The 26,636-nt window shown below is 73.2% G+C and carries 26 protein-coding genes and 1 tRNA gene; 11 read left to right on the top strand and 16 right to left on the bottom strand.

Features of this window, described 5'->3' with window-relative positions; genetic code table 11:
• Positions 1–2 precede the first annotated feature (2 nt).
• Positions 3–797, bottom strand: coding sequence for an FhaA domain-containing protein (locus GA0070623_RS18015; RefSeq protein ID WP_067300765.1), 795 nt, complete (start codon positions 795–797; stop codon positions 3–5).
• A gap of 227 nt (positions 798–1,024) precedes the next feature.
• Here GA0070623_RS18015 and GA0070623_RS18020 point away from each other — a divergent pair.
• The 4 genes from GA0070623_RS18020 to GA0070623_RS18035 all read left to right on the top strand — a co-directional run bounded on the left by GA0070623_RS18020 (position 1,025) and on the right by GA0070623_RS18035 (position 3,886).
• Positions 1,025–1,110: transfer RNA gene (locus tag GA0070623_RS18020), tRNA-Leu, on the top strand.
• Positions 1,111–1,226: 116 nt separating this feature from the next.
• Positions 1,227–2,300 (top strand): NAD-dependent epimerase/dehydratase family protein, encoded by a 1,074-nt coding sequence (locus GA0070623_RS18025; RefSeq protein WP_067300768.1) that lies wholly within the window; start codon positions 1,227–1,229, stop codon positions 2,298–2,300.
• Complete coding sequence (locus GA0070623_RS18030; RefSeq protein WP_067300994.1) at positions 2,297–3,103, top strand: WecB/TagA/CpsF family glycosyltransferase; 807 nt, start codon at positions 2,297–2,299, stop codon at positions 3,101–3,103. The genes GA0070623_RS18025 and GA0070623_RS18030 overlap by 4 nt, the downstream gene beginning before the upstream one ends.
• A 174-nt stretch (positions 3,104–3,277) precedes the next feature.
• Positions 3,278–3,886, top strand: coding sequence for a hypothetical protein (locus tag GA0070623_RS18035; RefSeq protein WP_067300771.1), 609 nt, complete (start codon positions 3,278–3,280; stop codon positions 3,884–3,886).
• Here the strand turns inward: GA0070623_RS18035 and GA0070623_RS18040 are convergent.
• From GA0070623_RS18040 to GA0070623_RS18050, 3 genes are all read right to left on the bottom strand, one after another.
• Positions 3,854–4,255, bottom strand: coding sequence for a hypothetical protein (locus GA0070623_RS18040; protein ID WP_067300775.1), 402 nt, complete (start codon positions 4,253–4,255; stop codon positions 3,854–3,856). The two genes, GA0070623_RS18035 and GA0070623_RS18040, sit on opposite strands and share 33 nt — an antisense overlap.
• 152 nt (positions 4,256–4,407) lie before the next feature.
• A complete protein-coding gene (locus tag GA0070623_RS18045; RefSeq protein ID WP_067300778.1) occupies positions 4,408–4,629 on the bottom strand; it encodes a DUF397 domain-containing protein in 222 nt (73 codons plus the stop codon).
• Entirely contained in the window at positions 4,599–5,480 is an 882-nt protein-coding gene (locus GA0070623_RS18050; protein WP_067300781.1) for a helix-turn-helix domain-containing protein, read from the bottom strand. Before GA0070623_RS18050 ends, GA0070623_RS18045 begins: the two co-directional genes overlap by 31 nt.
• 632 nt (positions 5,481–6,112) lie before the next feature.
• On the opposite strand from GA0070623_RS18050, the gene GA0070623_RS18055 reads away from it, so the two are divergent.
• Positions 6,113–6,397 carry a hypothetical protein gene (locus GA0070623_RS18055; RefSeq protein ID WP_067300784.1) on the top strand — a complete coding sequence of 95 codons (285 nt, stop codon included), beginning with the start codon at positions 6,113–6,115 and terminating at the stop codon, positions 6,395–6,397.
• A gap of 98 nt (positions 6,398–6,495) precedes the next feature.
• Complete coding sequence (locus GA0070623_RS18060; protein WP_067300787.1) at positions 6,496–6,960, top strand: hypothetical protein; 465 nt, start codon at positions 6,496–6,498, stop codon at positions 6,958–6,960.
• Between the two features lie 40 nt (positions 6,961–7,000).
• On the opposite strand, the gene GA0070623_RS18065 is transcribed toward GA0070623_RS18060, so the two are convergent.
• Both GA0070623_RS18065 and GA0070623_RS18070 read right to left on the bottom strand, forming a co-directional pair.
• On the bottom strand, positions 7,001–7,678 hold the full coding sequence (locus GA0070623_RS18065) for a PASTA domain-containing protein (protein ID WP_067300789.1): 678 nt from the start codon (positions 7,676–7,678) through the stop codon (positions 7,001–7,003).
• Between the two features lie 187 nt (positions 7,679–7,865).
• On the bottom strand, positions 7,866–8,540 hold the full coding sequence (locus GA0070623_RS18070; RefSeq protein WP_067300793.1) for a PASTA domain-containing protein: 675 nt from the start codon (positions 8,538–8,540) through the stop codon (positions 7,866–7,868).
• A gap of 114 nt (positions 8,541–8,654) precedes the next feature.
• Between GA0070623_RS18070 and GA0070623_RS18075 the strand changes: the two genes are divergently transcribed.
• Positions 8,655–10,037: a hypothetical protein gene (locus tag GA0070623_RS18075; protein ID WP_067300796.1), complete on the top strand. Its 1,383-nt coding sequence runs from the start codon at positions 8,655–8,657 to the stop codon at positions 10,035–10,037.
• A gap of 128 nt (positions 10,038–10,165) precedes the next feature.
• Here GA0070623_RS18075 and GA0070623_RS18080 read toward each other — a convergent pair whose 3' ends face one another.
• Together GA0070623_RS18080 and GA0070623_RS18085 are read right to left on the bottom strand one after the other, a co-directional pair.
• Complete coding sequence (locus GA0070623_RS18080; RefSeq protein ID WP_067300799.1) at positions 10,166–11,644, bottom strand: glutamate-cysteine ligase family protein; 1,479 nt, start codon at positions 11,642–11,644, stop codon at positions 10,166–10,168.
• Positions 11,645–11,880: 236 nt separating this feature from the next.
• The gene (locus GA0070623_RS18085; RefSeq protein ID WP_067300802.1) at positions 11,881–12,459 is read right to left on the bottom strand and encodes a YceI family protein; all 579 of its coding nucleotides are present in this window, start codon (positions 12,457–12,459) and stop codon (positions 11,881–11,883) included.
• A 98-nt stretch (positions 12,460–12,557) separates the two neighbouring features.
• Here GA0070623_RS18085 and GA0070623_RS18090 point away from each other — a divergent pair, with 98 nt between their 5' ends.
• Complete coding sequence (locus GA0070623_RS18090; RefSeq protein WP_067300805.1) at positions 12,558–13,064, top strand: MarR family winged helix-turn-helix transcriptional regulator; 507 nt, start codon at positions 12,558–12,560, stop codon at positions 13,062–13,064.
• Positions 13,065–13,332: 268 nt separating this feature from the next.
• Here GA0070623_RS18090 and GA0070623_RS18095 read toward each other — a convergent pair whose 3' ends face one another.
• The 3 genes from GA0070623_RS18095 to GA0070623_RS18105 all read right to left on the bottom strand — a co-directional run bounded on the left by GA0070623_RS18095 (position 13,333) and on the right by GA0070623_RS18105 (position 18,852).
• Positions 13,333–15,975: an ATP-binding protein gene (locus GA0070623_RS18095; protein WP_089004105.1), complete on the bottom strand. Its 2,643-nt coding sequence runs from the start codon at positions 15,973–15,975 to the stop codon at positions 13,333–13,335.
• Positions 15,976–16,099: 124 nt separating this feature from the next.
• Positions 16,100–17,248, bottom strand: a complete 1,149-nt coding sequence (locus tag GA0070623_RS18100) for an acyl-CoA dehydrogenase family protein (protein WP_067300810.1) — start codon at positions 17,246–17,248, stop codon at positions 16,100–16,102.
• Between the two features lie 71 nt (positions 17,249–17,319).
• Complete coding sequence (locus tag GA0070623_RS18105; protein WP_067300813.1) at positions 17,320–18,852, bottom strand: acyl-CoA carboxylase subunit beta; 1,533 nt, start codon at positions 18,850–18,852, stop codon at positions 17,320–17,322.
• Between the two features lie 194 nt (positions 18,853–19,046).
• Between GA0070623_RS18105 and GA0070623_RS18110 the strand changes: the two genes are divergently transcribed.
• On the top strand, positions 19,047–19,616 hold the full coding sequence (locus GA0070623_RS18110; protein WP_089004106.1) for a snapalysin family zinc-dependent metalloprotease: 570 nt from the start codon (positions 19,047–19,049) through the stop codon (positions 19,614–19,616).
• 97 nt (positions 19,617–19,713) lie between these two features.
• On the opposite strand, the gene GA0070623_RS18115 is transcribed toward GA0070623_RS18110, so the two are convergent.
• Both GA0070623_RS18115 and GA0070623_RS30035 read right to left on the bottom strand, forming a co-directional pair.
• Positions 19,714–20,628 carry a hydroxymethylglutaryl-CoA lyase gene (locus GA0070623_RS18115; protein ID WP_089004107.1) on the bottom strand — a complete coding sequence of 305 codons (915 nt, stop codon included), beginning with the start codon at positions 20,626–20,628 and terminating at the stop codon, positions 19,714–19,716.
• A gap of 174 nt (positions 20,629–20,802) precedes the next feature.
• Positions 20,803–21,009: a hypothetical protein gene (locus tag GA0070623_RS30035; RefSeq protein ID WP_157746980.1), complete on the bottom strand. Its 207-nt coding sequence runs from the start codon at positions 21,007–21,009 to the stop codon at positions 20,803–20,805.
• A 343-nt stretch (positions 21,010–21,352) separates the two neighbouring features.
• Here GA0070623_RS30035 and GA0070623_RS18120 point away from each other — a divergent pair, with 343 nt between their 5' ends.
• Positions 21,353–22,219: a hypothetical protein gene (locus tag GA0070623_RS18120; RefSeq protein WP_067300820.1), complete on the top strand. Its 867-nt coding sequence runs from the start codon at positions 21,353–21,355 to the stop codon at positions 22,217–22,219.
• 32 nt (positions 22,220–22,251) lie between these two features.
• Here GA0070623_RS18120 and GA0070623_RS18125 read toward each other — a convergent pair whose 3' ends face one another.
• The gene (locus GA0070623_RS18125) at positions 22,252–23,589 is read right to left on the bottom strand and encodes an acetyl-CoA carboxylase biotin carboxylase subunit (protein ID WP_067300823.1); all 1,338 of its coding nucleotides are present in this window, start codon (positions 23,587–23,589) and stop codon (positions 22,252–22,254) included.
• 174 nt (positions 23,590–23,763) lie between these two features.
• On the bottom strand, positions 23,764–24,378 hold the full coding sequence (locus tag GA0070623_RS18130) for a TetR/AcrR family transcriptional regulator (protein ID WP_067300826.1): 615 nt from the start codon (positions 24,376–24,378) through the stop codon (positions 23,764–23,766).
• Between the two features lie 161 nt (positions 24,379–24,539).
• Here GA0070623_RS18130 and GA0070623_RS18135 point away from each other — a divergent pair, with 161 nt between their 5' ends.
• Positions 24,540–24,962 carry a DUF7144 family membrane protein gene (locus tag GA0070623_RS18135; protein ID WP_067300829.1) on the top strand — a complete coding sequence of 141 codons (423 nt, stop codon included), beginning with the start codon at positions 24,540–24,542 and terminating at the stop codon, positions 24,960–24,962.
• Here GA0070623_RS18135 and GA0070623_RS18140 read toward each other — a convergent pair.
• Entirely contained in the window at positions 24,934–26,565 is a 1,632-nt protein-coding gene (locus GA0070623_RS18140) for an alpha/beta fold hydrolase (protein ID WP_067300832.1), read from the bottom strand. The genes GA0070623_RS18135 and GA0070623_RS18140 overlap by 29 nt on opposite strands.
• Positions 26,566–26,636: the final 71 nt, after the last annotated feature.

Consider the following 26,636-nt stretch of genomic DNA (forward strand, 5'->3'; position numbering starts at 1 on the left):
GGTCAGCCGTCCACGCGGAAGGTCAGCGTCGTGGTGCCGAGCTGGATCATGTCGCCCGGGTTGAGGGCGACGGCCGAGACCCGCTGGCCGTTGACCATGGTGCCGTTGGTGGACCCGAGGTCGGTCAGCACGACCTGGCCGCCGTCGAAGTCCAGCCGGGCGTGTCGCCGGGAGATCCCGACGTCCGGCAGCCGGAGGTTGGCCTGGTCGCCCCGGCCGATCACCGTCGAGCCCATCTGCAACGGGTAGGTGCGGCCGTCGCCGGAGACCAGCCGGACGTTGCGGGCGCCGCCACCGTGCCCCGGCGGCGGGCCGTAGCCACCACCCTGGTCGTACGACGGATAGCCGGGCGGGCCGGGGTCGTAGCCGCCGGGCGAGGACACCGGGGCGACCTCGCCGCCGGTATAGACCTCGGCGGTGACCCGGAACATGCCGGTGTCCAGCCCCTCGCCCCGCTCGACCTCGACGATCACGTCACCGTAGACCGTCCACGCCTGCTCGCCGATGAACTCCGCCTGCGACTGGGCCAGCTCCTGGGCCAGTGCGGCGGCGTACGGCGCCAACCGGCTGTGGTCGTACGGGGAGAGATCGATCACGTAGCGGTTCGGCACCAGGGTGCGGCCACCAGCGAGGATGGCCTTGTGCGCCTCGGCCTCCCGCTGCATGGCGTTGAGGATCTCCACGGGGTGGACCACCCCTTTGAAGACCTTGGCGAAGGCCCCCTCGACCAGGCCTTCCAGACGCTTCTCGAAGCGTTGCAGCACGCTCACCGGCTCCTCCTCGGGTCCCGAGGACATGATGGTATCTGGACGGCGCGCGTGCAGCTCGCGCGCCGCTCGGCCACCGCGCGGCGGCCCGTTCGGAACAGCTCTTGCAACCGTGCTACTCTTTCGACCGCCACGAAGGGTGACCGCTCGGGAGAACGGTAGCCGGTCGGGGCGAGACCGCAGGACACCGGTACGATGTTCGGGTCACGTCGGAGACGACGGGGCGCCGCACAGCACCGCGTTCGAGGTCGTGCCACGGGGATGTGGCGGAATGGCAGACGCGCACGGTTCAGGTCCGTGTGTCCGAAAGGACGTGGGGGTTCAACTCCCCCCATCCCCACCAGAGACAGCCGAGGGCTCCGCAGGATGCGGGGCCCTCGCTTCATATCAGGGCGTACCGGGCGTCAGGCTATGCTCCGATGGTTTTTGCCAGCCTCCTAACTTGACCAGGAGTGTCGTGTGAGCGTCGCGTTGGTGACCGGGTCGGGCGGTCTGATCGGTTCCGAGGCGGTCCGGCACTTCGCCGGGCTCGGCCTGGACGTGGTCGGCATCGACAACGACATGCGGCAGGAGTTCTTCGGCGCCGAGGCCTCGACCGCGTGGAACGTCCGCCGGCTGACCGACGAGCTGGGGCCGGCGTACGCGCACCACAGCCTCGACATCCGCGACCGGGACACCCTCGGCAAGCTCTTCGCCCGGTACGGCCGGGACATCGCCGTGGTGATCCACACCGCCGCGCAGCCGTCGCACGACTGGGCGGTGCGGGATCCGTTCACCGACTTCGACGTCAATGCGGTCGGCACCCTCAACATCCTGCAGAACGTGCGGGAGCACTGCATCGAGGCCGCGCTGATCCACTGCTCCACCAACAAGGTCTACGGCGACCGGCCCAACAGCCTGCCGCTGGTGGAGCAGGAGACCCGCTGGGAGATCACCCCGGGGCACCCGTACGAGCAGGGCATCCGCGAGGACATGTCGATCGACGCGTGCCTGCACTCGGTGTTCGGGGCCTCCAAGGTCGCCGCCGACGTGATGGTGCAGGAGTACGGCCGCTACTTCGACATGCGGACGGCCTGTTTCCGGGGCGGCACGCTGACCGGCCCGGCGCACTCGGCGACCGAGCTGCACGGCTTCCTCGGGTACGTGATGCGGGCCAACATGGAGCGCCGCACCTACAAGATCTTCGGCTACCAGGGCAAGCAGGTCCGGGACGCCATCCACAGCTCGGACGTGGTGTCGGCGTTCGAGGCGTTCTTCCGGGCCCCGCGTTCGGCGGCGGTCTACAACCTGGGCGGCGGCCGGCACTCCAATACCTCCAACCGGGAGGCGTTCGCGCTGGCCGAGCAGATCACCGGCCAAGAGATGATCACCGAGTACGTCGACGCGAACCGGATCGGCGACCACAAGTGGTGGATCGGCTCGAACGAAGCGTTCCAGGCCGACTACCCGGAGTGGAAGCAGGTCTACGACGTACCGATGATCATGCAGGAGATCTACCAGGCGAACGTCGACAAGTGGGTGCCGGGCGCATGACCGCACAGGGCAAGCGGAACGTCCTCGGCGTCCTGGTCGACGCCACCGACTACACCTCGGCGACCGAGCAGGTCGTCGCGGCGGCCCGGGAGCGCCGGCCGCTGGCGCTGACCGCGCTGGCCGTGCACGGGGTGATGACCGGGGTGCTCGACCCGGCGCACAACGCCCGGCTCAACTCCTTCGACGTGGTCACCCCGGACGGGCAGCCGGTGCGCTGGGCGCTCAACCTGCTGCACCACGCCGGCCTGACCGACCGGGTCTACGGCCCGACGCTGACCCTGCACGTGCTGCGCCGGTTCGCCGACGAGGGCCTCCCGGTCTACCTGTACGGCTCGACCGAGGAGACCCTGGCGAAGCTGATCCCGGCACTGGAGCGGATGTTCCCCGCCCTGAAGATCGCCGGGGTGGAGCCGTCGAAGTTCCGGGCGGTGCGGCCTGGCGAGGACGCCGAGATCGCCGACCGGATCCGGTCCAGCGGCGCCCGGCTCGTCCTGGTCGGCCTGGGCTGCCCCCGCCAGGAGGTCTTCACGTACGCGATGCGGCCCCTGCTGGACATGCCGCTGATGGCCGTCGGCGCGGCCTTCGACTACCACGCCGGTCTGCTCCGGCAGCCGCCACCGTGGATGCAGCGGGCCGGGCTGGAGTGGTTCTGGCGGCTCGGCCTGGAGCCGAAGCGGCTCTGGCGGCGGTACGTCATCCTCAACCCCGCCTACCTGACCCGACTCGCCGGCCAGAAGACCGGCCTGTGGAAGGCACGGCCCCCGGCCCCGGCCACCGAACGACCGGCCACCTTCGCGGTCTGAGGCACCGGCGGACGACCGGCCGGGCAGGCCGCACGGCCGGCGGACGACCGGCCGGCAGGCCACACGGCCGGCGTCGGGCGGTCGGCCCGACCGGCCCCCTACGGGATGCGTTCGGGGTGGAACCGGGGGACCGCCCCGGATTTGCCGGACACCGTTCTGGGCAAGGCTGTGTCCATGGATGGGCATCTCATCGTGCTGCTGTCGATCGCCGCCGTCTGGCTCGCCGCCGGAATCGTGGCGGACGGACTCCCCCGGCTGGACCGGGCCCGCGCCCTGCGGCGGCGCAGCGGGTGGGTGCTCGCCCTCTCCGTCGCCGGAGTCGGCCTGACCATGACGGTGCTGGCGGCCGGCCTGACCAGCGCCGGGGACACCCTGGTCGACCGGGCCGCCGCCCAGCTCACCCTGGTGGCCGTGCCGGCGCTCGCCGTGTCGGCCTGGACGGTACGCCGGGTCCGCCGGTTGCGGGCCGGCGCGGGCGCGTTCGCCGCCGCGCCGGAGACCCCCGCGCCGTACGGGCTGCGGGCCTCGGCCGCGCACCCGCTGGTCGGCCTGCCGGTGCAGGTCACCGCGCTGGCCACCGTCCCGGGTCTGCTCCGGGCGGCCGGTCTGGACCTGAGCGCCGGCAACGGGTTCACCGGGGTGGCGCTCACCCTGGGTGGACTGGCCGTCCTCGCCATCGGGATCCGCCACGGCCTGCGGCACAGCCGGCTCGCCGAGCGGACACTGCCCACCGGGCCCGCGCTGACCGCCTCACCGGCTGTAGTCGGCTCCCTGCACGTATAGCAGTTCCAGGATCGCCCGGGTCGCCTCGAACCACGCGTCCAGCCACCCGGGCGGCGGGATGCTCCCCTTGGGCGGCAGCTCCAGCAGCAGGCCGCGCATCAACGGGTGGTCGACCAGCGACTCGGGCGGCTCCGCCGGCCAGCCGTCCGACGGGAAGGACGGCTCGGTGAGCGGGTTCGGATCGAGCGCGGACATCGACAGCGGCGACCCGGCGTGGTCGGCCGCGCAGACGCCGTCGTGACCCAAATCGGTGTCGGTGCCGCCGACCTCGGTGAGCATGGTGTCGCGCCGTGCGCCGCGGTACTTGCCCCCGAAGCGTTCGGTCTTCCCCGGGCCGTTGATGAGGTTGTCTGAACCGATCGTCGTCATCTGCGTATCGCCTGCCTCGCTCGGTGGCCGCTGGCTGCGGCGGGTCGTCGACCAGCGCCGTACCGAGGGTTCAACGAGGCGGAACGGAAGTGGCGACGGGCCGGTCGGGGAGTGTCCCCGACCGGCCCGCGGTCAACGCCACGCTGCGTTGGTCAGTGTTGGCCGAACGCGCCGTTCCGAGCGTCGGCGACGAAGGCGTTCCATTCCCCGGGGGCGAAAACGAGGGCGGGACCTGTCTTGTCCTTCGAGTCCCGTACCCCGACCGCCCCGATCACGTAAGCCACCTCGACGCAGTTGTCGCAGTTCGGCCCACTTTTTGAGCTCTTGAACCACGTTGCCTGCGTCAGGTCCTCGGGGAACCTCTCGGTCGCCATTTCCACAACGGCTCCTCTGCCAGTTCTGCGATGTGTGCGATGGACTCCTCCGGTCGCTCGGCCGCTGCTTGAATCTGATCGAAGATGGACCTGTACTTCTGCAGTTCGTCGCTCTTCTCGAGGAAGAGCCCACCCGTGGCGTTCTCCGCGTACACGACATCCGGATCCACCGAGTCGGGGAAACCGAGAATCGTGAAGGGCCCGTCCATGCCGGCATGCGCTCCCACCTCGAAGGGCAGGACCTGCAACGTCACGTTCGGCAGTTCGGCCACCTCCACCAGCCGCCTGAGCTGACCACGCATCACCGCGTCGCCGCCCACCGGCCTCCTCAACACCGCCTCGTCGAGCACCACCCGCAGATCGACCGGATCGTCCTGGGTCAACAACGACTGACGGCCCAGTCGGACACGCACCCGTTGTTGCACCTGGGCCGCGCTCAACTCCGGGCGGGCCGCCTGGATCATCGTGGTGGCGTACTCCTCGGTGACCAGCAGACCGGGAATGACCTGCTGCTCGTACGTCCGGATGGAGCCGGCCGCCGCCTCCAGACCGACGTAGGCACCCACCAGCACCGAGCGGTGTGAGTGCCACCACCCCTTCTGCCTCGCCTCCCGGGCGATCTGCACCAGCTCTTCGCTCTCCGCGCCCACCACCCCGTAGATGCGGAGCATGTCCCGGACGTCGCGGGGGGTCACCGAGGTGTGACCGGTTTCGATCCGGGACACTTTCGAGGCGGAACACTCCAGCTGTTCGGCGACCGCCTCTATGGTGATGCCGGCGCCGTCGCGCAGCCGGCGCAGCTCCGCCCCGAGCCGGCGACGCCTTATGGTCGGGCTCCGCCGATCGCTCATCGGGTTCCTCCGGGTGCCGCTGACGGGGAAAGCTGGCGCCTCGCGCTCACCCGTTACCTCCGGTCGGTCGCGCCGGTGTCCACACCCGCCGGGGGCGCGACGACGAGCGGCGGGCGATCGTTCGCGGCAGGGGTGGTGCCCGGTCGCCGACCGGCCGCGGCGGGCGGAACCGGCGTCCAGTGTGCCGCTCCGGGGACGGCGTGATCAAGCGCCGGGTTCACGTGTCGCGCTCACCTATCGGCAAAACTCGACGTGCAACTTGCATCCAGCACCCGGCTGATGCACTCTGTCCGTATGGTTCGAGTCACTCAACGTCCCCGCTCGATCTCACGGTGTGATCATCGCCCCGGGATCGGCCGGTCGGCGGGTGCCCCGGCCGAGTTGTGTCAACGAGACCTGCCCCCGGGTTGAAAACCCCGCCGCTGCACGCCCGGTGGCTGCGGCGGTGGGAGCGCTAGTCCCGTGAGCAGCGGGTGATGGTCGGGTGGCGGTCCACCACCAGCGGGTACGGCCCGACCACCACCGCACCGAGCACCGGCCCGCGAGGCACAACCCCGTCGCCGGACCCGCACCTCGTCCTCCGTCCCGCCCGGTCGGCCCGCGACGCCGGCCATACCCTCCCAGGAGCCCATGTGCTTCCCCGCTCCGGTGACGTTCTGTACGTCACTCGCGCCGCGAGTGTGCAGTTCCTCAAACCGATCACCTTCCGGGTGATCCGGGTGCTCGACTGGCCGACGTACGACGGCTGGCTCTGGCTCGACGGCTACCAGATGAACGCGTCGGGCGACGCGGTGAGCCGCCGGTCGATCTTCGTCCAGCAGACCGGGCTGACCCAGCTCCGGGCCGCACCCGTACCTCGTCAGCACACCGCACGGTCCCGACGTCCGGTCAACCGCGCGCCGATCGCGGTGGGCTGACTTCCGATTGCCCGACCGGAGGGCGTACCTCCGTCATAGGATCGGTACGCCCACCCCGGCGAAGTCTCCACCCGCGCGTTCCGGCCCCTGAACCTGGGATGGCCATGGTCAATCTGCCCGCCGCGCGGCGGCACCACAGCTCCCGCATCAGGTACGCCTTCGGGCTGCTCGCCCTGATCGGCACGGTCACCACCCTCGTGGTGGTGACCCGCTACCCGGCCGAGTCGGCCACCCGCCTCGCCGAGCCGGTGCCGGCTCCCGAGATCACCGTGGTCGAACGGGACGAGCCCACCGACACCGGGCGGGACGACCATCCAGCCGACGCCGGGCAGGGCGATCCCGCCGACACCGAGCGGGACGATCCCGCCGACACCGCGCAGGGCGATCCCGCGGACGCCGGGCAGTCGGGCGTCGGTGGCGGCGCCGCCACGGTCACCGGCCCCCGGCAACCGGCCGACGACCCGCGGACCGTCGCCCGCTCCCTCTTCTACTCCGGTCTGCTCGGCCTGGTCATCTCGCTGGCCGGATTGGGCCTGGTCGGCACCAGACGCCGGATGTGGTGAGCCGGGCCACGGTCACCCGGAGGGGCCGGCAGGGCATCCGTCACCCGGTCGGGCTGACCGTCGGGGTGGCGGTGGCGGTCCTGGTCGGCGACGCCGACGGCTCGGCGGCCACCACCAGGGTCACCTCGTCGCCCGGTGCCACCAGCTCACCCCGCTGCGGGTCGGTGGCCAGGACGGTGCCGGGCGGCCGGTCCGACTCCCGGGTGAGCACCCGGTAGGACAGCCCGAACCGATCCAGCAGGGTCTGTGCGGCCTCCTGGGAGAGCCCGACCAGCGGCGGCACCGGAACACCCGCCGGACCGGTCGTCGGCGCGGTGGTCGGTGGCGTCGTCGGCGGCCCGCTGCTCGGAGCGGCACTGCTCGGAGCGACGGTGGTCGGGACGACGCCCGTGGTGGGGACGGCGGTCGGCGGCGGGTTCGGTGTCCCGTCCGACGAGGACCCCACCGCCCGCAGGACCAGCCAGCTCGCCAACCCGACGAGCCCGAGCAGCACCAGCGCGAGCACGCCCAGCAGGATGGGCGTCCACCACCGCCGGTCGCGCGGCTCCTCGCCGTACCACTCGGCGGCGGCCCGGGCGTCGGCGTCCCGGGGCGCAGGCACCCCGGCCCGCCCGGACCACACCGGTGGACCGGCCGGGCCGGCTCCGGTCGTTCCGCCGGTCGGTGGCAGTGGCCGGGTCGCGTCGTCGGCGGGTGGATCCCGGCGGTCGTCGCTCATCGCACGTCCTCTCGCCACCCGGCGGGCGTCCGGTGCCGACCCACCGCGTCATGGTCCCCGACCCGCCGCGCCGGAACCGGCCGACCCGGCCGGTCGGGAGCCGGGTGCCGGCCCGGTGGGCATGGCCTCCGGCTCAACGGTAACGGGCGGTGCCCCGGTCCACCGGGAGCGGCGCGACGGCCCCCCGTCACGGCGTCGGCGTCGCCTCGGGAGTCGACGTCGTCGCGCTGCCGCAGGAGAGGGAGACCTGGTCGTTCCAGTGGGCGGTGGAGTCGGCGGCGGGTGTCTGGGCGGTCACCTCACCACGGTTTCCGGTGGGGTAGCGCGGGAACAGGCCCAGGTCACCCAGTTCGTCGGCCGCGTCGTCGCAGTCCTCGCCGACCAGGTCCGGCACGTCGACCTCGGGCGCCGGCCCGCTGACCTCGACCCGGACCGTGGTGCCCGGCCGGACCGGCGTGTCCTGGGCGGGCACGGTGCGGGTCACCGCCCGACCGGAGCCGGTGCCGAAGACCAGCCGCCAGCCGAGTTTCCGGTCGTGCAGCTCCTCCCGCGCCTTCTCGAAGTCCATACCGACCAGTCGGGGCACGGTCAGGCCGCCACGGGTGGTGGGCGCGGGGGGCGTGGTGGCCCGCGCGGTGGTCGGCCGGGCGGCGGTCGGCGGGGCGAGCGGGCTGGCCGATCCGGTGGGTGCCGCCCCCGGGGCGGCGGCATCCTGCGGGTCACCGGGATCCGCCAGCACCCAGCCGACCGTGCCACCGACCGCCGCCAGCAGGACCGTCGCCAGGGTGCCGCCGAGCAGCAGTCGGCCCCGTCCCGGCCGGTCGCGTTCCGCCCGGTCCTCTTCGGTGTACTCGTCGTCCATGCCGCTCCCGCCTCGTCCCCGAGACGGTACCGGCCGCTGCCCACCCGGTCACCGGGCGTGCTCCGGCGGCCGTACGACTCGCCGCCCCGGCTGCGGAACGCTACAGTCCCCGGCATGGCGGGACGGAGCTGGGGAGGATCGGTATCCACCGCGCTCGGCGTCGCCGCCGGCGTCGGTGCCGCACAGCTGGGCTTCGGCTACGGCCTGGGCATCATCAACTGGGCACCGGTCGACGCCGGGGCCAGCGAGCCCTCCTGGTTCGCCAGTCTCGCCTGGGCGACCTGGATCGCCGCCGTGTCCGCCGTCGCCGGGGCCGTCTGCGCCCAGCGGCTGCACGAACGCGGCGGAGCGGACCCGACCGGCGGCATCCTGCACCGGCTCACCCTCGCGGCGGCGGGCGCGGTCGGCGCGCTGATCACCGTGCTGCTGGTCGCGGTGCCGTCCCGGGCCGCCTCCGTACCGGACACCTTCTCGCCGCAGACCGTCGCGGCCGGTTACGCCGGGGTCGGCGTGCTGGTGGGGCTGGTGGCGGCGGTCTGGACACTGCACTCCCGGGCCGCCGCGACGAACGTGATCGCCACCGTCGGCTGGCTCTGGCTGCTGGCCGTGATCTCCGTCGTCGACGGGGTGCTCGCCGGCAAGGGGCTGACCAGCGCCCAGCTCGGCATCTGGCAGATCGCCCAGGACAGCCCGCGGTTCTGGCTGCGGGACCACCTCTACTGGCCGGGTGCGCTGCTCGCCCTGGGCTCGGCACTGCTGATCGGTGCGCTGGCCGCCCGGCGGGCCGCCCGGACGGCAGAGCTACGGCTCGGTGCGGTGGTCTCCGGTGCGGCCGGGCCGCTGCTCGTCGCGGTCGCCTACTTCCTCGCCGTACCCCGGCTGGCCACGATCTCGCCGGCCCAGGTCTCGGCCCACCTCGTCGCACCGTACGCGGTGATCGTCGGGGCGGCCGGATCGGTCCTGGTGGCCTCGCTCGCCCAGCGGGCCGAGCGGCACGCCGCCCTGCGGTCGACGCCGGTGCTGCCCCACCCGCGCAGCGGCGGGCCGGACGACCTCCCGGCCGCTCCCGGCACACTCCCACCGTCCACACCGGACATCCGCACCGACCGGCCGGCCGCCCCGGACGGCCCCGCGCCCACCCCGCCCGTGTCCCCGGCCAGGGACACGACCACCCCGGCCAGGGACATGACGGACCCGAGCGAGGACACGACCACCCCGGCCCAGGACACGACGGCCCCGGGCGGGCGTTCGACCACCCCGGGCGGGCGTTCGACCACCCCGGGCGGGCGTTCGACCACCCCGGGCGGGGACGCCGCGCCGGTGGCGGTCGGCCGGGTCCGGCCGGCCCGCCGGAGCAGGGCCACGGCGACGGCGACGGACCCCACGGCCGGTGGCGCACCGGCCGATCCCGCGCCGGAGCAGGGCGGCCCCGGGTCGCCGGCCGATCCACCGACGGCCACCGCGCCCAAGCCGCGTTCCGGTCGCCGCACCTCCTGAGCCGACCTGCCCGGACGACCTGGTCCGTCCCGGACCCGCCAGCGGACGCCCCGGCCCGGGAAACCGGACACCGGACCGGGCGGACACCCGGGCCGACGTCGCTCAGCCGGACACCGGGCCGGTGCGGGTCAGTCGACCGGCCAGGTGTGCACCGGTTCGTTGCTGCGCTGGAGTTCGGCGTACCGGTTGGCCATGTGGCGCAGCGCCGCGTCCCGGTCCAGGTGGCGGTGCCGTTCGGCGGCCAGCACCGTCTCGGTCTGCCAGACCGCGCCGTTGCGGCCGGTGCTACAGCGCTGCTCGATGATGCCGAGCAGCCGGTCCCGTTCGGCGGGGGCGACACCGAACCGGTCCAGCCCGGTGGCCGCCTCCGGCAGCAGGGTGTCCAGGATCAGCTTGGCGACCGGCACCTCGCCCAGCCGGGGCCAGTGCAGCACCGCGTCCAGGCCCCGTCGGGCGGCGGTATGGAAGTTCTCCTCGGCGGAGCTGAAGTTGAGCTGGCTCCAGATCGGCCGGTCCGACTCGGCCAGCCCGCGCGCCAACCCGAAGTAGAAGGCGGCGTTGGCCAGCATGTCGACCACGGTCGGGCCGGCCGGCAGCACCCGGTTCTCCACCCGAAGGTGCGGACGGCCGTTCATGATGTCGTACACCGGGCGGTTCCAGCGGTAGACGGTGCCGTTGTGCAGGCGCAGCTCGGACAGCTCCGGGACGCCGCCGCCGTGCAGCACCTCGACCGGATCCTCGTCGGCGCAGATCGGCAGCAGCGGCGGGAAGTACCGGACGTTCTCCTCGAACAGGTCGAAGATCGAGGTGATCCAGCGCTCCCCGAACCACACCCGGGGGCGTACCCCCTGGGCCTTCAGCTCGTCCGGGCGGGTGTCGGTGGCCTGCTGGAACAGGGCGATCCGGGTCTCCGCCCAGAGCTGCCGGCCGTACAGGAAGGGAGAGTTCGCGCCGACGGCGACCTGGACGCCGGCGATGGCCTGGGAGGCGTTCCAGTAGTCGGCGAAGCTGTCCGGCGCCACCTGGATGTGGAACTGGAGGCTGGTGCAGGCGGCCTCGGGCACGATCGAGTCGGTGTGCGTCCGCAGCCGCTCCACGCCCCGGATGTCCAGCTCGATGTCCTCGCCCCGGGCCCCGACGATCTGGTCGTTGAGCACCCGGTACCGCTCGTTGGTGGAGAGGTTGTCGGCCACCAGGTGCCGCTCGGTGAGGGTGGGCAGGATGCCGACCATGACGATCCGCGCGTCCGACTTGGCCGCCCGCTCGTCGGCCCGGGTCAGGCTGCCGCGCAGGTCGTCCTCGTAGTGGGCGAAGCCGGCCCCCTCGATCAGCCGGGGCTCCGCGTTCAGCTCCAGGTTGAACCGGCCGAGTTCGGTCTGGAACAGCGGGTCGGCGATCGCCGCGAGGATCTCCTCGTTGCGCATCGCCGGTTCGGCGTCCGGGTCCATCAGATTGAGTTCGATCTCCAGGCCGGTCATCGGCCGGTCGGCGTCGAAGCCGAAGTCGTCGAGCATCAGCGCGAAGACGTCCAGACAACGCCGTACCTTCTGCCGGTAGCGGACCCGGTCCTCCCGGGAGAACGCACCCTGCTCGACGTCCCTACCCACTGTTTCCTCCAGGCGTGAGACGCACCGGACGGTGATCGTCCCGGCGCGCAGTGTGAACCACCATAGGAGCGCCCACGCGCCGGGGCCAGTGCCCACCGGGTATGCGCTTACCCGCTTCTCTACCCAGCGACCGTCCACCAGCACCGGGTGGCGTCGTCGCCGGACAGTGACAATCCGCACCCGTACGCGTCGAGGCCCCCGCTCGCGGTGAACGGGGGCCTCGACGACGGGCTGGGTCAGGCCTGCCGGACGGCCTCGCCCTCGATCTCGATCTTGATCTTCTTGCCGACCAGCACGCCGCCGGTCTCCAGGGCGACGTTCCAGGTCAGACCGAAGTCCTCGCGGTCGATCTCCGTGCTGGCGGTGAAGCCGAACACGTCGGTGCCGAACGGGGTACGGCCGACGCCCTCGAACTCGACCTCCAGCTCGACCTGGCGGGTGACGCCCTTGATGGTCAGGTCACCGAGCAGGACGAACTCGTTGCCGTCGCGGGACTTCACGGCGGTGCTGCGGTACTCCAGCGTCGGGAACTGCTCGACGTCGAGGAACTCGGGGCTGCGCAGGTGACCGTCCCGGTCCGCCTGGGCGGTGTTGATGCTGGCCGCCTGGATGGTGGCGGAGACCGCGGACTGCAACGGATCCTCGGCGACGGTGATGGTGGCGGTCGCGTCCGCGAACTCACCGCGTACCTTGCTGACCATCATGTGCCGGGCGACGAAGCCCACCCGCTTGTGCGCGGCATCCAGCAGGTAGGTGCCGGCAGCGGGGATGGTGAGGCCGTCCCAGTCGCGGGTAACCGACTCGGTGCTGGTCATGTAACTGCCCTCCGGAGATTGTTTGCTAGCCCAACGACTGCTTGAGCAACTATAACCGCAGCAATATTCCCCGTGTCAACCACTGCTAGGATGTCCCCGTGGACGAGAATGTGTTCGACGATCCCCGGATCACCGCCGTCGGCCTCCTGGTCGAGGCGCACGCCGGCCTGACCGCCCGGTTCGCCGCGCAGTACGAGGAGCACGGCGTCTCCGCCGTCGAGTTCGAGGTGCTGATGCGCCTGGCCCGGTCGCCCGGCAACCAACTGCGGATGACCGACCTGGCCGCGCAGACCTCGCTGTCCACCAGCGGGGTCACCCGGGTGGTGGACCGGATGGAGCGCGACGGCCTGCTCCGCCGCCGGGCCTGCCCGTCCGACCGGCGCAGCTCGTACGCCGTGGTCACCCCGGCCGGTATGCAGCGGCTGGACGAGACACTGCCCGGCCACCTGCGGATCATCGAGCAGTGGTTCACCGGCCAGCTCACCCCCGCGACCCTCGCCGCCCTGCTGGACGGCCTGCGTCAGGTACGCGACGCGGTCCACCCCGGCGCCACCGCCGGCAGCACCGACCGGGCACCCACCGACGAGCCGCCGGCCGACTGCTGACCCATCCACCGTCGGGCACCCACGACCCACCGTCGGACGCCGCGACCGCACCGGCAGAAAAAGCGGCAGAACCCGACGGGGCCACCGGACGCACGCGCGCTGATAACCACAAAACGGACGCCCCGGCTGGCTAGCCTTCATCGCGCGGGGGAGCACCGGGGGGTGCCGGCGCGAGCGATTGAGCGAGGGGTTTGACCAGGGGGCTTCTTCGCTCGCGCCACCCCCGCGTCCACAAGACGGGCGGCTGTCCCCGTCCACCCGGTCGCGGCTATCCCAGCAGCCGCTCCTCCGCCGGCAGCAACCGGATGCCGGCGTGCCGGCAGGCCAGCGCCAACCGCTCCCTCGCCTCGGCGGAGCCGGTGCTCGCGGCCAGCCCGACCAGCGCCTCGATCACGTCCCGCCGGTCCTGCCCGGCCGCACCGGCGGTCACCGCCACCGCGAACCACTCCGCCGCCAGCTCCCGGTCCCCCCGGTGCTGCGCCATGGTGGCCTCGATCAACGCGCACACCCCCTCCTCCGGCCGGACCGGCCCGTCCCCGACCGGACGTGCCCCGGGCAGCGCCTCCCCGGCCGTCCCCGCCTCCACAGCGGCCCGGGACGGGGACGGCCCCGCCCGGCCGTCGCAGCGCAGCTCGGCCAGGACCTCGGCGGCCTCCTCCAGCCGGCCCGACCGGGCCAGCGCCAGCCCGACCGTGCCCAGCACCTGCCGCCGGTGCCCCGGATCACCCACTCCGGCCAGCGCCGCGATCACCCGCCGGCCCTGCTCCACCGCGTCGCTGTAGCGACCCGCCAGCCGGGCCACCTCGGCCAGGTCGGCGCGGGCCAGCAGGCGCAGCCGGGACTCCCCGCAGTGGGCCGCCAACCGGTCCACCGCGGCGAGCCGACGCCGGGCCGCCGGCAGGTCACCGAGGCGGATCTCGTGCCAGGCCAGATGGTGCTGGGCGACCGCCATGTCCCGGGTCCGGCCGTGCCGGGTGGCCAGCGTCAGCACCGAGTGGGCCTGCTCGGCCGCCTCGTCGTACGAGCCGGTGACGACCAGCAGGGTGCCGAGGATGCTCCGCGCCGCCAGCTCACCGGCCACGTCGGCCCGCCCGGCCAGCACCGCGAGCGCGGCCCGGACGGCGGGCAGTTCCTGCGCCGCCGCGCCGTGTCCGGCGGCGAGCCGGGCCACCCCGAGCGCCGCCCAGGCCCGTAGCACCGGATCGGCGTGTGCGGTACGGGGGTCCGCGAGCAGCCGGCGCAACCACTGCCGGCCGCTGACGTCCCGCCCCCGCATCCGCCACCAGCGGGGCAGCGCGGCGGCCAGTCGCAGGGCCGTGTCCGGATCGTCCCGGGCGGCGTGCGCCAGCGCCGCGCCGATGTCACCCGTCGCCTCGTCGAGCCGCCGCACAGCGCTGGAGTGTCGCGCCCCGACCAGATCCGGCGCGGTGCGGGTCACCAGCCGGGTGATCACCACCGCATGCCGGCGGCGGGCGGCGGTCAGCTCACCCCGGCCGGCGGCCTGCTCGATGGCGTACTCGCGGACCGCGTCGAGCAGGCGGAACCGCAGCGGCCCGGCACCCCGGACACTGGCCAGGCCCAGCTCGACCAACCGGTCCAGCAGGGGCACCGGATCGACCGGCGCCGCCGGATCCCGGTCGGCCTCGTCGACGAGCAGCTCCTCGGCCAGCTCCACCGACCACCGGTTGGCGAAGACGGAGAGCCGGCGCAGCGCCGCCTGCTCCCCGGCGTCGAGCAGCCGGTAACTGGTGGCCACCGCCTCCCGCAGGGTCACCGCCACCGCCGTCCGGGCCGGTTCGGCGGTACGGCCCGGCGGCGCGGCCTCCCAGCCCCGCCCGCCCAGGTCCGGGCCGGCCAGGTCGAGCACCCGGTCGCCGTACCGGCCGAGCAGTTCGGGCAGGTCGAGGATCCGCCCCCGGGCCGCCATCAGCTCGATCGCCAGGGGCAGCCCGTCGAGTCGACGGACCAGCGCGGTGAGGGCGGGTAGCTCGTCCGGGCCGGGCGGCTCCGGGCGGACCCGGGTCAGCCGGGCGGTGAACAGGGCCGCCGCCGGCCAGCGGGCCAGCTCGTCCGGGTCGACCACGCCGGCCGGGGGCACCTCCAGCGGGGCGACCGGGCGGACGAGCTCCCCCGGGATGCCGACCGGGTGTCGACCGGTCACCACCACCCGCAGGGTGGGCACCGCCGTGACGAGCAGGTGCAGCACCTCGGCCACCGGGTCGGGCGCCCGCTCGACCGCGTCCACCAGCAGCAGCGCCGGCCGGCCCCGGAGCCGGGCGGCCAACTCGGCGAGCCGGGCCGCGCCGAGCACCGCGCAGGCCGCGGCGAGCACGTCGTTGGCGTCGGAGCCGACACCGATCAGCACGCCGGCCACCCCGCCGGGATGGGCGTCGGCCACCGCGTGCGCCACCGCCAGGGCGAGTGCGGTCTTGCCGACCCCGGCCAGGCCGACCAGGCTCAGCACCGGCGGCCAGCCGTCGCCGGTCAGCAGCCCGGCCAGCTCGTCCAGTTCCCGTTCCCGACCGATCAGCTCGACCGCCGGGGGCAGCGCCATCGGCGTACCCGGAAGGTCGAGGTCGCGGCGGGCGGCGCCGGTGGGGGCCGGGCGGTGCGGGAGCCCGGCGGTGGGCGGCTCGGCCGGGTCGACGGCGGCCGTGCCGCGGGCACTGGCGAGGAAGCCGGCCCGGGCCGTGCCGGTCAGGCCGAGCGCCCCGGCGAGCAGCTCGGCGGTGGTCCGCTGCGGCCGATGTGCCCGGCCGCGTTCCAGGTCACGGATCGTCCGCACGCCGACCCCGGCCCGCTGGGCGAGGTCGGCCTGGGTGAGACCGGCGGCCAGGCGGTGGGACCGCACCAGCTCCCCGATCGGGGTGGGACCACCCGTGCCCGCCGAGTGATCATGATCCGGAGTCATGGGCAGGAAGGGTACGGACGGGATACGACGCCGAGCAGTCCTTCGTCGGCCTACTGACGCAAGGCTGCGGATACCCGACAAACCACCGTCGGCGCGCTGCGCCCGGCCCGGTCGGCCGGTACGGTCACAGGCCCAGGTCGCGGGCGATGATCATGCGCTGCACCTCGGAGGTGCCCTCGCCGATCTCCAGGATCTTGGCGTCCCGCCAGAACCGGGCCACCGGGTACTCGTTCATGAAGCCGTAGCCGCCGTGGATCTGGGTCGCCTCCCGGGCGTTGTCCACTGCGACGGTGCTGGCGTGCAGCTTGGCGATCGCCGCCTGCCGCTTGAACGGCTCACCGGCGAGCATCCGCGCGGCGGCGTCGTAGTAGGCCAGCCGGGCGGTGTGCGCCTTCAGCTCCATGTCGGCGATCTTGAACTGGATGGCCTGGTAGTTGCCGATCGGCTGACCGAACGCCTGGCGCTCCTTCGCGTACCTCAGCGACTCGTCGACGCAGCCCTGGGCGAGGCCGACGGCGAGGGCGGCGATGGCGATCCGCCCCTCGTCGAGGATCCGCAGGAACTGCGCGAAGCCCCGGCCCCGCGCGCCGAGCAGGTTCCCGGCCGGCACGCGGCAGTCGTCGAAGGTCAGCTCGTGGGTGTCCGAGGCGTTCCACCCCACCTTCGAGTACGCCGGTGCCACGGTGAACCCGGGCGTGCCGGACGGCACGATGATGGTGGACAGCTCCTTGGAGCCGTCCGGGTTGGTGCCGGTGACCGCGGTGACGGTGACCAGCGCGGTGATGTCGGTACCCGAGTTGGTGATGAACGCCTTCGACCCGTTGATCACCCACTCGTCGCCGTCCAGCACCGCCCGGGTCCGGGTACCGCCCGCGTCCGACCCGGTGCCCGGCTCGGTCAGCCCGAACCCCGCGAGGGCCTCACCGCTGAGCAGTTTGGGCAGCCACCGCTCCCGCTGCTCGTCGGTGCCGAACCGGTAGATCGGCATCGCGCCGAGGGAGACCGCCGCCTCCAGGGTGATCGCCACGCTGGAATCGACCCGGGCCAGCTCCTCCAGGGCCAGACAGAGGGCGAAGTAGTCGCCGCCCATGCCGCCGTGCTCCTCGGGGAAGGGCAGACCGAACAGCCCCATCTTGCCCATCTGCCGGACGATCTCGTACGGGAAGGTGTGCCGTTCGTAGTGGTCGGCGATCACCGGGGCGACCGCCTCGCGGGCGAAGTCCCGCACGCTCTCCCGCAGCGCCGCCTGTTCCTCGCTGAGCCGGAAGTCCATCGGTTCCTCCTGTCCGGGTGCCTCCCCGGGCGCTCGTGACGCCGGGGCGGCGGGTGGGGTTGCGCGGCCGGTCAGACCGGGGTGACGCCGTGCCGGCGGTGGGAGAAGTGCCGGTCCTTGCTCCGCGCGGCGGTGAACCGGCGGACCAGCTCGGCACGTAGCTCGTGCGGTTCGACGATCGTGTCGATCACCAGCTCGCTGGCGAGCCGGACCACGTCGATGTCCCGCTCGTACTCGGCCCGCCTGGCGGCGACGAAGGCGGCCCGCTCGGCCTCGTCGGCGATCGCCGCGATCTTGTTGGCGTAGACGGCGTTGACGGCGGCCTCGGCCCCCATCACCGCGATCTTCGCGGTGGGCAGGGCGATCGTCGCGTCCGGCTCGAACCCGGGGCCGGCCATCGCGTACAGGCCCGCGCCGTACGCCTTGCGGACCACCACACAGATCTTGGGTACGGTCGCCTCGGAGATCGCGGTGATCATCTTGGCCCCGTGCCGGATGATGCCCTGCTTCTCCACCGCGCTGCCGACCATGAACCCGGGCACGTCGCTGAGGAACAGCAGCGGCACGTTGAACGCGTCGCAGAGCTGCACGAACCGGGTCGCCTTGTCGGCCGAGTCGACGAAGAGCACCCCGCCCTTGAACATCGAGTTGTTGCCCACCACGCCGACGACCTGGCCGTCCAGCCGGCCGAACCCGATGGTCAGCTCCTTCGCCCAGAGCGCCTGGATCTCGAAGAACGAACCGTCGTCGAGCAGGCCCTTGACGTACCGGCGCATGTCGAACGCCTGCCGCTCGCTGGCCGGCACCAGGGCGGCGAGGTCGGCCTTGGCCGGCGCGGCGACGGCCGGGGCGGCCGGTGGCTGCTGCCGCCAGTTCGACGGGAGGTAGGACAGGTAGGTCTTCACCACGTCGAGCGCGTCGGCCTCGGTCCTGCACAGGAAGTGACCCACGCCGGACTCGGCGCAGTGCACCCGGGCCCCGCCCATCGCCTCCAGGGTGGTCTTCTCCCCGGTGACCATCTCGACCATCCGGTCGGAGCCGAGGTACATGCTGGCGTTGCCCTCGACCATGGCCACCACGTCGCAGAACGCCGGGATGTACGCCCCACCGGCGGCGCTCGGCCCGAACAGCGCGCAGACCTGCGGGATCGCCCCGGAGGCGCGGACCTGGTTCCAGAAGATCTTGCCGGCGCCACGGGGACCGGGGAAGAGGTCGACCTGGTCGGTGATCCGGGCGCCGGCCGAGTCGACCAGGTAGACCATCGGCACGCCGGTCGAGTAGGCCCGCTCGATGATCCTGATGATCTTTTCGACGGTGCGTGCGCCCCAGCTGCCGGCCTTGACCGTGGAGTCGTTGGCCATCAGGCAGACCGGCCGACCGTCGATGGTGGCGGTGCCGGTGACCACGCCGTCGGCGGGCAGCCCCTCGGCCAGCGCGTTGGCATAGAGGCCGTCCTCGACGAACGAGCCCTCGTCGACCAGGATGGCGACCCGCTCCCGGGCGAAGAGCTTGCCCTTGCCGGCGTTTGCCGCATGGTATTTGTCGGCCCCGCCGGAACGGGCGCGCTTGCGCAGCTGCTCCAGTGCCGCACCGTCGAGCGTCACGCCGACCCCCTCGCACCGTGGACGCGCCCGACCGCCGTACGGCGTCGTCGTCGCCACGCCGACCAACCTGAACGATCGTTAGGCTAGCGCATCCGGCACCCACCCGACCACCCGACCGACTTCCCACCAAGATATTGATAGTGAACTATCAATGTGGCTACGCTCCTGACACCCCCTCCGGATTGGAGTGAGCCATGAACTCACGCGTCAAGCGCCTCGCCGTCGCCGCCCTGGCGACGGCCACCGCGACCCTCGGCCTCACGGTCGCCAACCCCGCGCCCGCCTCCGCCGCGATGACCATCTGCTACAACACCAGCCAGGCACCGAGCTACGCGGGCATCGCCAACCAGGCCGCCTCGATCTGGAACAACGCCACCAACAACCTCACGCTGACCGCGAACTGCGGCACCAACCTGCGGATCTACCAGATCACCGGCGGCGGCTCGTACGCCCAGCGCACCAGCCTCGGCAACGGCCGGGTCTACATCGACACCCAGCAGGCCGCCCAGTACAGCCCGCTGCGGATCATGACCCACGAGATCGGGCACATCCTCGGCCTGCCCGACAACTACAACGGCAACTGCGCGATCCTGATGTCCGGCGGCAGCGCCGGCACCAGCTGCACCAACCCGTACCCGAGCACCGCCGAGGCGAACCGGGTCACCAGCCTGTTCGCCGGCACCCTCAGCGCCGGTGAGCGGAGCAGCAGCACCGGCAGCCAGGTCTTCAAGGACAGCTGGCCGGCGCTGCTCACCGTGGGCTGACCCGCGACGCGAGCCGACGGAGGGGCCGGCAGCACGCCGGCCCCTCCCCGCGCGTCCCGCGCCCCACGCGCCTCCCGCGCCCCGCGCAGCCGACCGGTCAGTGGGCGGTCAGCCGGGTACGCGGCCCGGCCCGCAGTACCCCGGACGGCAGCCGCTTGCCCAGCATCTCCTCGGCCAACTCGGCCACCGCGATCAGGGCGTCCAGGTCGATACCGGTGTCGATGCCCATGTCGTGCAGCATGTGCACCGCCTCCTCGGTGGCCAGGTTCCCGCTCGCCCCCGGCGCGTACGGGCAGCCGCCCAGGCCGCCGACGCTGGCGTCGAACTCGGTGATGCCCAGCTCCAGGGCGGTCAGCAGGTTCGCCAACGCGGTGCCCCGGGTGTTGTGGAAGTGCAGCAGCACCGGCACGTCGGGCTCCCGGTCACGGACGGCGGTGACCAGCTCCCGGACCCGTCGGGGCGTACCCATGCCGGTGGTGTCGCCGAACGCGACCCGGTCCGCGCCGTCGCGGACCACCCGCTCGACGATCCCGGCGACCCGCCCCGGATCGACGTCCCCCTCGTACGGGCAGCCGAAACTGGTCGCCACGATCACCTCGGCCCGCGCACCCGCGCCGTGCAGCAGGTCGATCAGCTCGGCGATGTCGTCGAGGGACTCGGCGGTGGAGCGGTTGACGTTGCGCCGGTTGTGCGTGTCGCTGGCCGACACCACCACCTCGATCTCGGTGAAGCCGGCCGCCAGTGCCCGCTGCGCACCCCGGGTGTTGGGCACCAGCGCCGAGTAGCGGACCCCCTCGACCCGGTCGGCCCGCCGCCACACCTCGTCGGCGTCGGCCATCTGCGGGATCGCCTTCGGATGCACGAACGACACCGCCTCGATCCGGCGGACCCCCGTGCCGGACAGGGCGTCGAGCAGCCGCACCTTGGCCTCGGTGGGGACCGGCTCCTCGTTCTGGAGGCCGTCGCGCGGCCCGACCTCCCGGATCGACACCGCCGCTGGCATCTGACTCATGGTCACCTCACTGTGACATCGGGTCGCCGGAGGATTCCCCTGCGGCGTCGTCCCTCGTGGGTGACGACGGCGCAGGACGCCGGACGACCGGTGGTCCCACCAGGGAACCACTACGCCGGCCACGACCGCCACGCCGACCCGGTGTCGGGCCGGTCGTGGCCCGACACCGGGCGGTCAACGCCGCGCCCCCTCCACCAGCTCGGCGGTGCTGCGCAACGCCGCCGCGACGGCACCCGCCCAGCCGGCCGCGTCCTCGCGGCCCAGCAGCAGCGCCATCGCCACCGCCCCCTCCGCGAAGAGCGCCGTCGACCGCAGGCACCGGCCCACCCGACGACGGTCCGGGCGCGGACGCGCGCCTCCGACCGGTCTTCCGCTTCCCATCTTCTCCACCTCTGCGGACGCAGTACCCGCCGGGGGAACCCCGGCGGAGGCGTGCCCGGCCCGCCGTTCCACCCGTCGACGCCGGGCCGCCGCACGACAGGCACAACGACCGGTCGGGCCGCCCAGCACGGCCTTCTGGCCGGGCAGCGGCCGGCCCTACCCGGCCAAAGTGGAGGGTGGTCGGACGCTTCCGGGGCAACGGATACCGCGTCGGCGACCACAGCGTCCTACCCGGACAACCACCCGGCCAGAAACCCGCCACGGGTATTGAAGAAGCCGGTCATCATGGCGGGATGCGGATACGAACGAATCCCGGTCCGGCAGCTCGGCGAAAGGTCCGCGCGTGACCTCCGGCACCGGCACGCCGGCCCCGCCGACGGGACGGCACCAGCGGCACTGTCTCGTCCCACGCGAGCAGTTGGCCGCCGGCTACGTGTCCCGGTACGGCTCGACGGCGGTGTCCGCGTACGCGCTGGCGGTCCGCGACCTCGTCGAGCTGTCCCCGGAGATCGGCGCGGTCGACACCTGGAGCCGGCTGGCCGCCCGGATCTGCGACAACCGGTCCGGCCGCACCTGGGCCACCTGGCGCAAGCGGCTGTCCCGGCACTTCACCACCGAGACGAAGGGGCCGCCGTGGCAGACCGTCGTCCTGGTGGTCACGCACACCGTCGCCGAGGCGGACCGGGCAGCGACCCTGGGTCGGCTGGAACGGCTCTACGAGGCGGCCCGGGGTGAACCACCGACGAAGCGCCGACGGGCCGTCGACGACCAGCCCCACCCCGAGGGCGTCGACAGGCGGACCGCACCCGACGAGGCGGACCCCGTTCCCGGCGACGCCTACCTGATCATCGCCCGACTACGCGCCGAGAACGCCTCACTCCGCCGCACGCTGGCCGCGCGCAACGCTCTGCTGCGCGCCGTCACGGGGGCCACCGGCCAGGCGGCCCCGAAAGGAGGTCTCCGGCCCGCGCCGCGCGTCGGCGGCCCGGACGACGTACCGCGACAACGGGAGGCCGCCCTGCTGGACGGTCTCCCGCAGAAGGACCGCAACCCGGGGCACTTCCCCGTCGGCCCGACCCCGACCAACGACGCCCCGGCCGGGCGGTACCGCCCGCCCCGGATCGACACGGTGTCGCTGCCGTCCCGCCTCGACGTCGTCGGCATCCCGACGCCCCTGCCGTACCCGCCCGGTGGGATCCGGCGGGCCTGACCACGCGGTCCGCGCGGTCAGGCCCGTACGGGTCAGCGCATCCGGCCGACGATGCCGGTGTCGTAGTCGCCGGAGACGAACTCCTCGTTGTCGAGGAGTTCGGCGAAGAAGGGCAGGTTGTTCTTCGGCCCGGCCAACGCGAAGTCGGCGACCGCCGTGCGGGCCCGGGACAACGCCTCGGCCCGGTCCACGCCGCTCACCACGAGCTTGGCCAGCAGGCTGTCGTAGAACGGGGTGACGGTGTTGCCGGCGACGTACCCGGAGTCGACCCGTACCCCCTCGCCGGTGGGCTCCACCCAGGTGCTGATGACGCCGGGGCCGGGCAGGAACCGCTTCGGGTCCTCCGCGTTGATCCGCAGCTCGATCGCGTGCCCGCGCGGGGTCAGCGCCGCCGGGTCGAAGGTCGGTGGCAGGCCGGCGGCCACCCGCAGCTGCTCCTCCACCAGGTCGACGCCGTAGACCAGCTCGGTCACCGGGTGCTCCACCTGGAGCCGGGTGTTCATCTCCAGGAAGAAGAACTCCTGCGTGGCCGGGTCGAGCAGGCACTCGACGGTGCCCGCGTTGCGGTAGCCGACCGCTTCACCGGCCCGCACCGCGGCGGCCAGCAACCGCGCCCGCAGCTCCGGCGAGACCGCCGGGGAGGGCGACTCCTCGACCAGCTTCTGGTTGCGCCGCTGCACCGAACACTCCCGCTCGCCCAGCGCCACCACCCGGCCGTCGGCCAGGCCGAGGATCTGCACCTCGACGTGGCGTACCCGGGGGAAGTAGCGCTCGATCAGCACCGAGCCGTCGCCGAACATCCGCTCGGCGAAGGCGCGGACCCTGTCGTACTCGGTGCGTAGCGCGGCCTCGTCGGCGGCCACCGCCATGCCCATCCCGCCGCCGCCGGCGGCGGCCTTGACCATCACCGGGTAGCCGATCCCGGCGGCGGCGTCGACCGCCGCGGTCAGGTCGGCGGCCGGCTCGGTGGTGCCGGGCGCGACCGGCACTCCGGCCGCCGCCATCAGGTTCCGCGCGTTGATCTTGTCGCCCATCGCGGTGATCGCCTCCGCGCCGGGTCCGACCCAGACCAACCCACGGGCCTGCACGGTACGGGCGAAGTCGGCGTTCTCCGACAGGAAGCCGTACCCGGGGTGGATCGCCTGCGCGCCGGTGGCCTCGGCGGCGGCCAGGATCGCCGCCACGTTGCGGTAGCTCTGGGCCGGGTTCGCCGGTCCCACGCACACCGCCTCGTCGGCCTCGACCACGAACGGCAGGTCGGTGTCGGCCTCCGAGTGCACCGCGACCGCACGGACACCGAGCCGCTTCGCGGTACGGATGATCCGGCGGGCGATCTCGCCCCGGTTGGCGACCAACAGCGACTCGATCATGTTTCCTCCAGCGTCCAGGGGTGGGGACGGATGCCAGGGAACCACGATCGGGCCGGCGACCACGAGTCGGGCCGGAGTGTCGACGAACCACCCGGATTCCCGGGCGGCGCGGGTCAAGGGGCCAGCCGGTGCTGTTCAGGCCGGGCGGCGCGGGTCAGGGCCGGGCGGCGCGGGTCAGGGGCCGGTCTCGGCCAGTAGGGCGGCCAGCGCGGCGGCCCGCAGCAGGGCCGCCCGCCGCCGCCGGTCGACCTCGCCGCCGAGGAACGGGGTGGAGTTCATCAGGCCGAACGCGGCATGCGCCAGCACCCGCGCCTCCCCGGCGGGCAGCCCGGGGTGCAGGGCGGTCAACACGGTCACCCACTCCTCGACGTACAGCCGCTGGAGCTTGCGGATGCGCCGCCGCGGCTCGTCCGGGAGGCGGTCGAGCTCGTGCAGGTGCAGGGCGATCACCGCCGGGTTGGCCAGCGCGAAGTCGACATGGAAGTCGATCAGCGACTCCAGCGCGCCGCGCGGGTCGCCGGGACGGCCGGCGGCCCGGTCCCGGCCGCCGTCGAGCAGCCCCTCGCTGACCGGGATCAACGCGGCGGCCAGCATCGCCTCCTTGCCGGCGAAGTGGTGGTAGAGGGCGGGACCGGTCACCCCGGCCGCCGCGCCGATGTCGTCCATGGAGACCCCGTGGTAGCCGCGGGCGGCGAAGAGCCCGACCGCGATCTCCAGGATCTCGTCGCGCCTCGACCGGCGCCGGCCCGCACCGCCCACGCTGCCCCTCGCCTGCTGCCCCACCGTCACCCGGCAAGCGTAGACCTCGACCCGGACACCGGGGGGCTGCGGTTACCCGCCAGTTCACCAGGCGGACGGTGCCCGGTCGACGCCCGGCGACATCGATCGCCGGACGGCACGGCCCGTCGCCCCTAGCCTTGACAGGAGCGGTCCACGCGACGGAGGACGGGATGACGGTGCGGCAACGGAACCGGTCGTTACTGCTCGCCGGGGGGCTGCTGCTCGGCGCCGGGGCGTTCGACCTGCTGGCCGGGATCGGCGACGTCGGCAGCGGCGACGTGTACGCCTCGCTGGACGCCGACGGGCTGGTCTTCTACGACCTCACCAGCTGGGCCTGGCTGCACGTGGCGAGCGGGGTGCTGCTGGTGGTGACCGGTCTGGCCGTCGCCTCCGGTCGACGCCGGTGGGTCACGGCCGCCCTGGTGGTCGGGGCGGTGGTCGTCGTCGTCCACCTGCTGTTCGCGCCCTACCACCCGATCGAGGCGTTGATCGTGGTGGGCCTGACCCTGGCCGCCGCGCGGCTGGTCGTCCGGCACCGCCGCGCCGAGCGGCGGGATCCACCGGTCAGGACGGCTGGCAGACCCTCCCGGTGAAGGACGGGTCCGGTTGCCGCCGGCCGTCCCACGCCGGGTTGAGCCGGATGGCCAGCGGGGGTGCCTGCCAGCCCGCGCCGAGCTGCTGGAGCAGCGGATACTCCCGGCGTTGCCGACTCTCCGGCACTCCGGCCAGGAAGTGGACCAGCCGGTCCTGGACCAGCGACCGGCCCAGCAGCCCGCCGTGCACCCCGGGCATCTGGAAGACCGGGATGCCGGTGTACTCGCCGGGCGGAGCCTCGGTGGCCGTGGTGGTCGGCAGGAAGGCCAACATCCGGACGCCCGGCACCGGGCACATCAACTGATTGCGGTAGAAGGGCGCGTCGTCCAGCAGCGACCGGATGAACGGATCGTCCGGCCCGCTGTCGTCGACCCCGACCAGCCTGATCGCCCCGAGCAGGGCGCGAAGCTGCCAGCCGGTGACCACGCCCCAGCCCCGGTCCGCGCCGGGCGGCGGGTAGTAGGCCCGCCCCGCGTCGATCAACGGGCTGAACATGACCAGGGTGTCCACCGCCGGGTGCGGACGCTGTGCGAGGTAGGTGCGGGCCAGCATCGCCCCCTCGCTCTCCCCGATCAGGGCGACCGGCCGGCCGGTACGCCGGTGCAGCCGGTCCACCTGGTTCTCCAGCAGGGCGGCACCGCTCTCCAGCGACCGGGTGGTGTCCACCGGCCGGTACGGCAGCGGCCGACCGTCCCCGGCCAGCCCCCGGTAGGAGAACCGTTCCACGTTCGGGTCGACCGGTGCCGCCCCGTCGTAGGCGGAGCCGTGCCCGGCGAGGACGATCACCGCGTGCCTGACGTCCGGTGGCAGCCGCTGCCCGAGCACCACCTGTTCGATCGTCACCCCGGCCGGGACGACCTGCACCAGCGCCGGGATGGCCAGCGGCACGGCGAGGGCCAGCAGAACCGCGATCGGGGTGACCGGCACCCGGCTCCACCGCACCCGGGGCGTCTGCACGGCCACGTGCACGGTGCGTTCCCACAGCAGCCCGTTGGCCACTCCGGCGAGCAGCGCGACCGGCACCGTCCACCAGCCGGGGACGCTCCAGCACAGCGCGCCGGCCACGGTGATCACCACGAGGTTCAGCAGGGACCAGCCGACCAGGGCGATCGACGGCAGCCCGCGCCACCACGGCGCGACCACGGCGGCCCGTTGCAGGAACGGCGCGAGCAGGAACATCGGCAGCAGCGAGGCGAGCAGCACCCAGGAGAGCGCGACCACCGAGGCGGCCACCGAGATCAGCGCCCACGGCGCGACCAGCACGGTGACCACCGCGGACAGTCCGAGGTTGCGTACGAGCAGCCGGCGCAGGCGGGGTCGGGCCACCCCGGCGGGCCAGGCGAGCGCCACCAGCCCGGTGGTGAGCACCCCACGGAACCCGACCAACAGCAGCAGCACGGCCAGGAAGTCGGGCCACGAGTCGTGGTAGACGTACAGCCAGCGCAGGTCGTGATAGGTGTCGTACGGCCAGACGGCGGTGACCTGGGAGGACAACCCCTCGGCGGCGACGAACCCTAGGCGGACCAGCACCACCGCCTCGATCGCCGGTGGCACGGCGGCCAGGGCGCACAGCGCCAGCAGCCGGGGTCGCGGTCGGTGCACGCCCTCTCCTCACCGGGTGACCAGGGTTCCACCAGCAGGTTCCCCCGCCCGACGACCGCGTGTCGGTGATA

This window comes from Micromonospora rifamycinica (assembly GCF_900090265.1).
Classification (GTDB): domain Bacteria; phylum Actinomycetota; class Actinomycetes; order Mycobacteriales; family Micromonosporaceae; genus Micromonospora; species Micromonospora rifamycinica.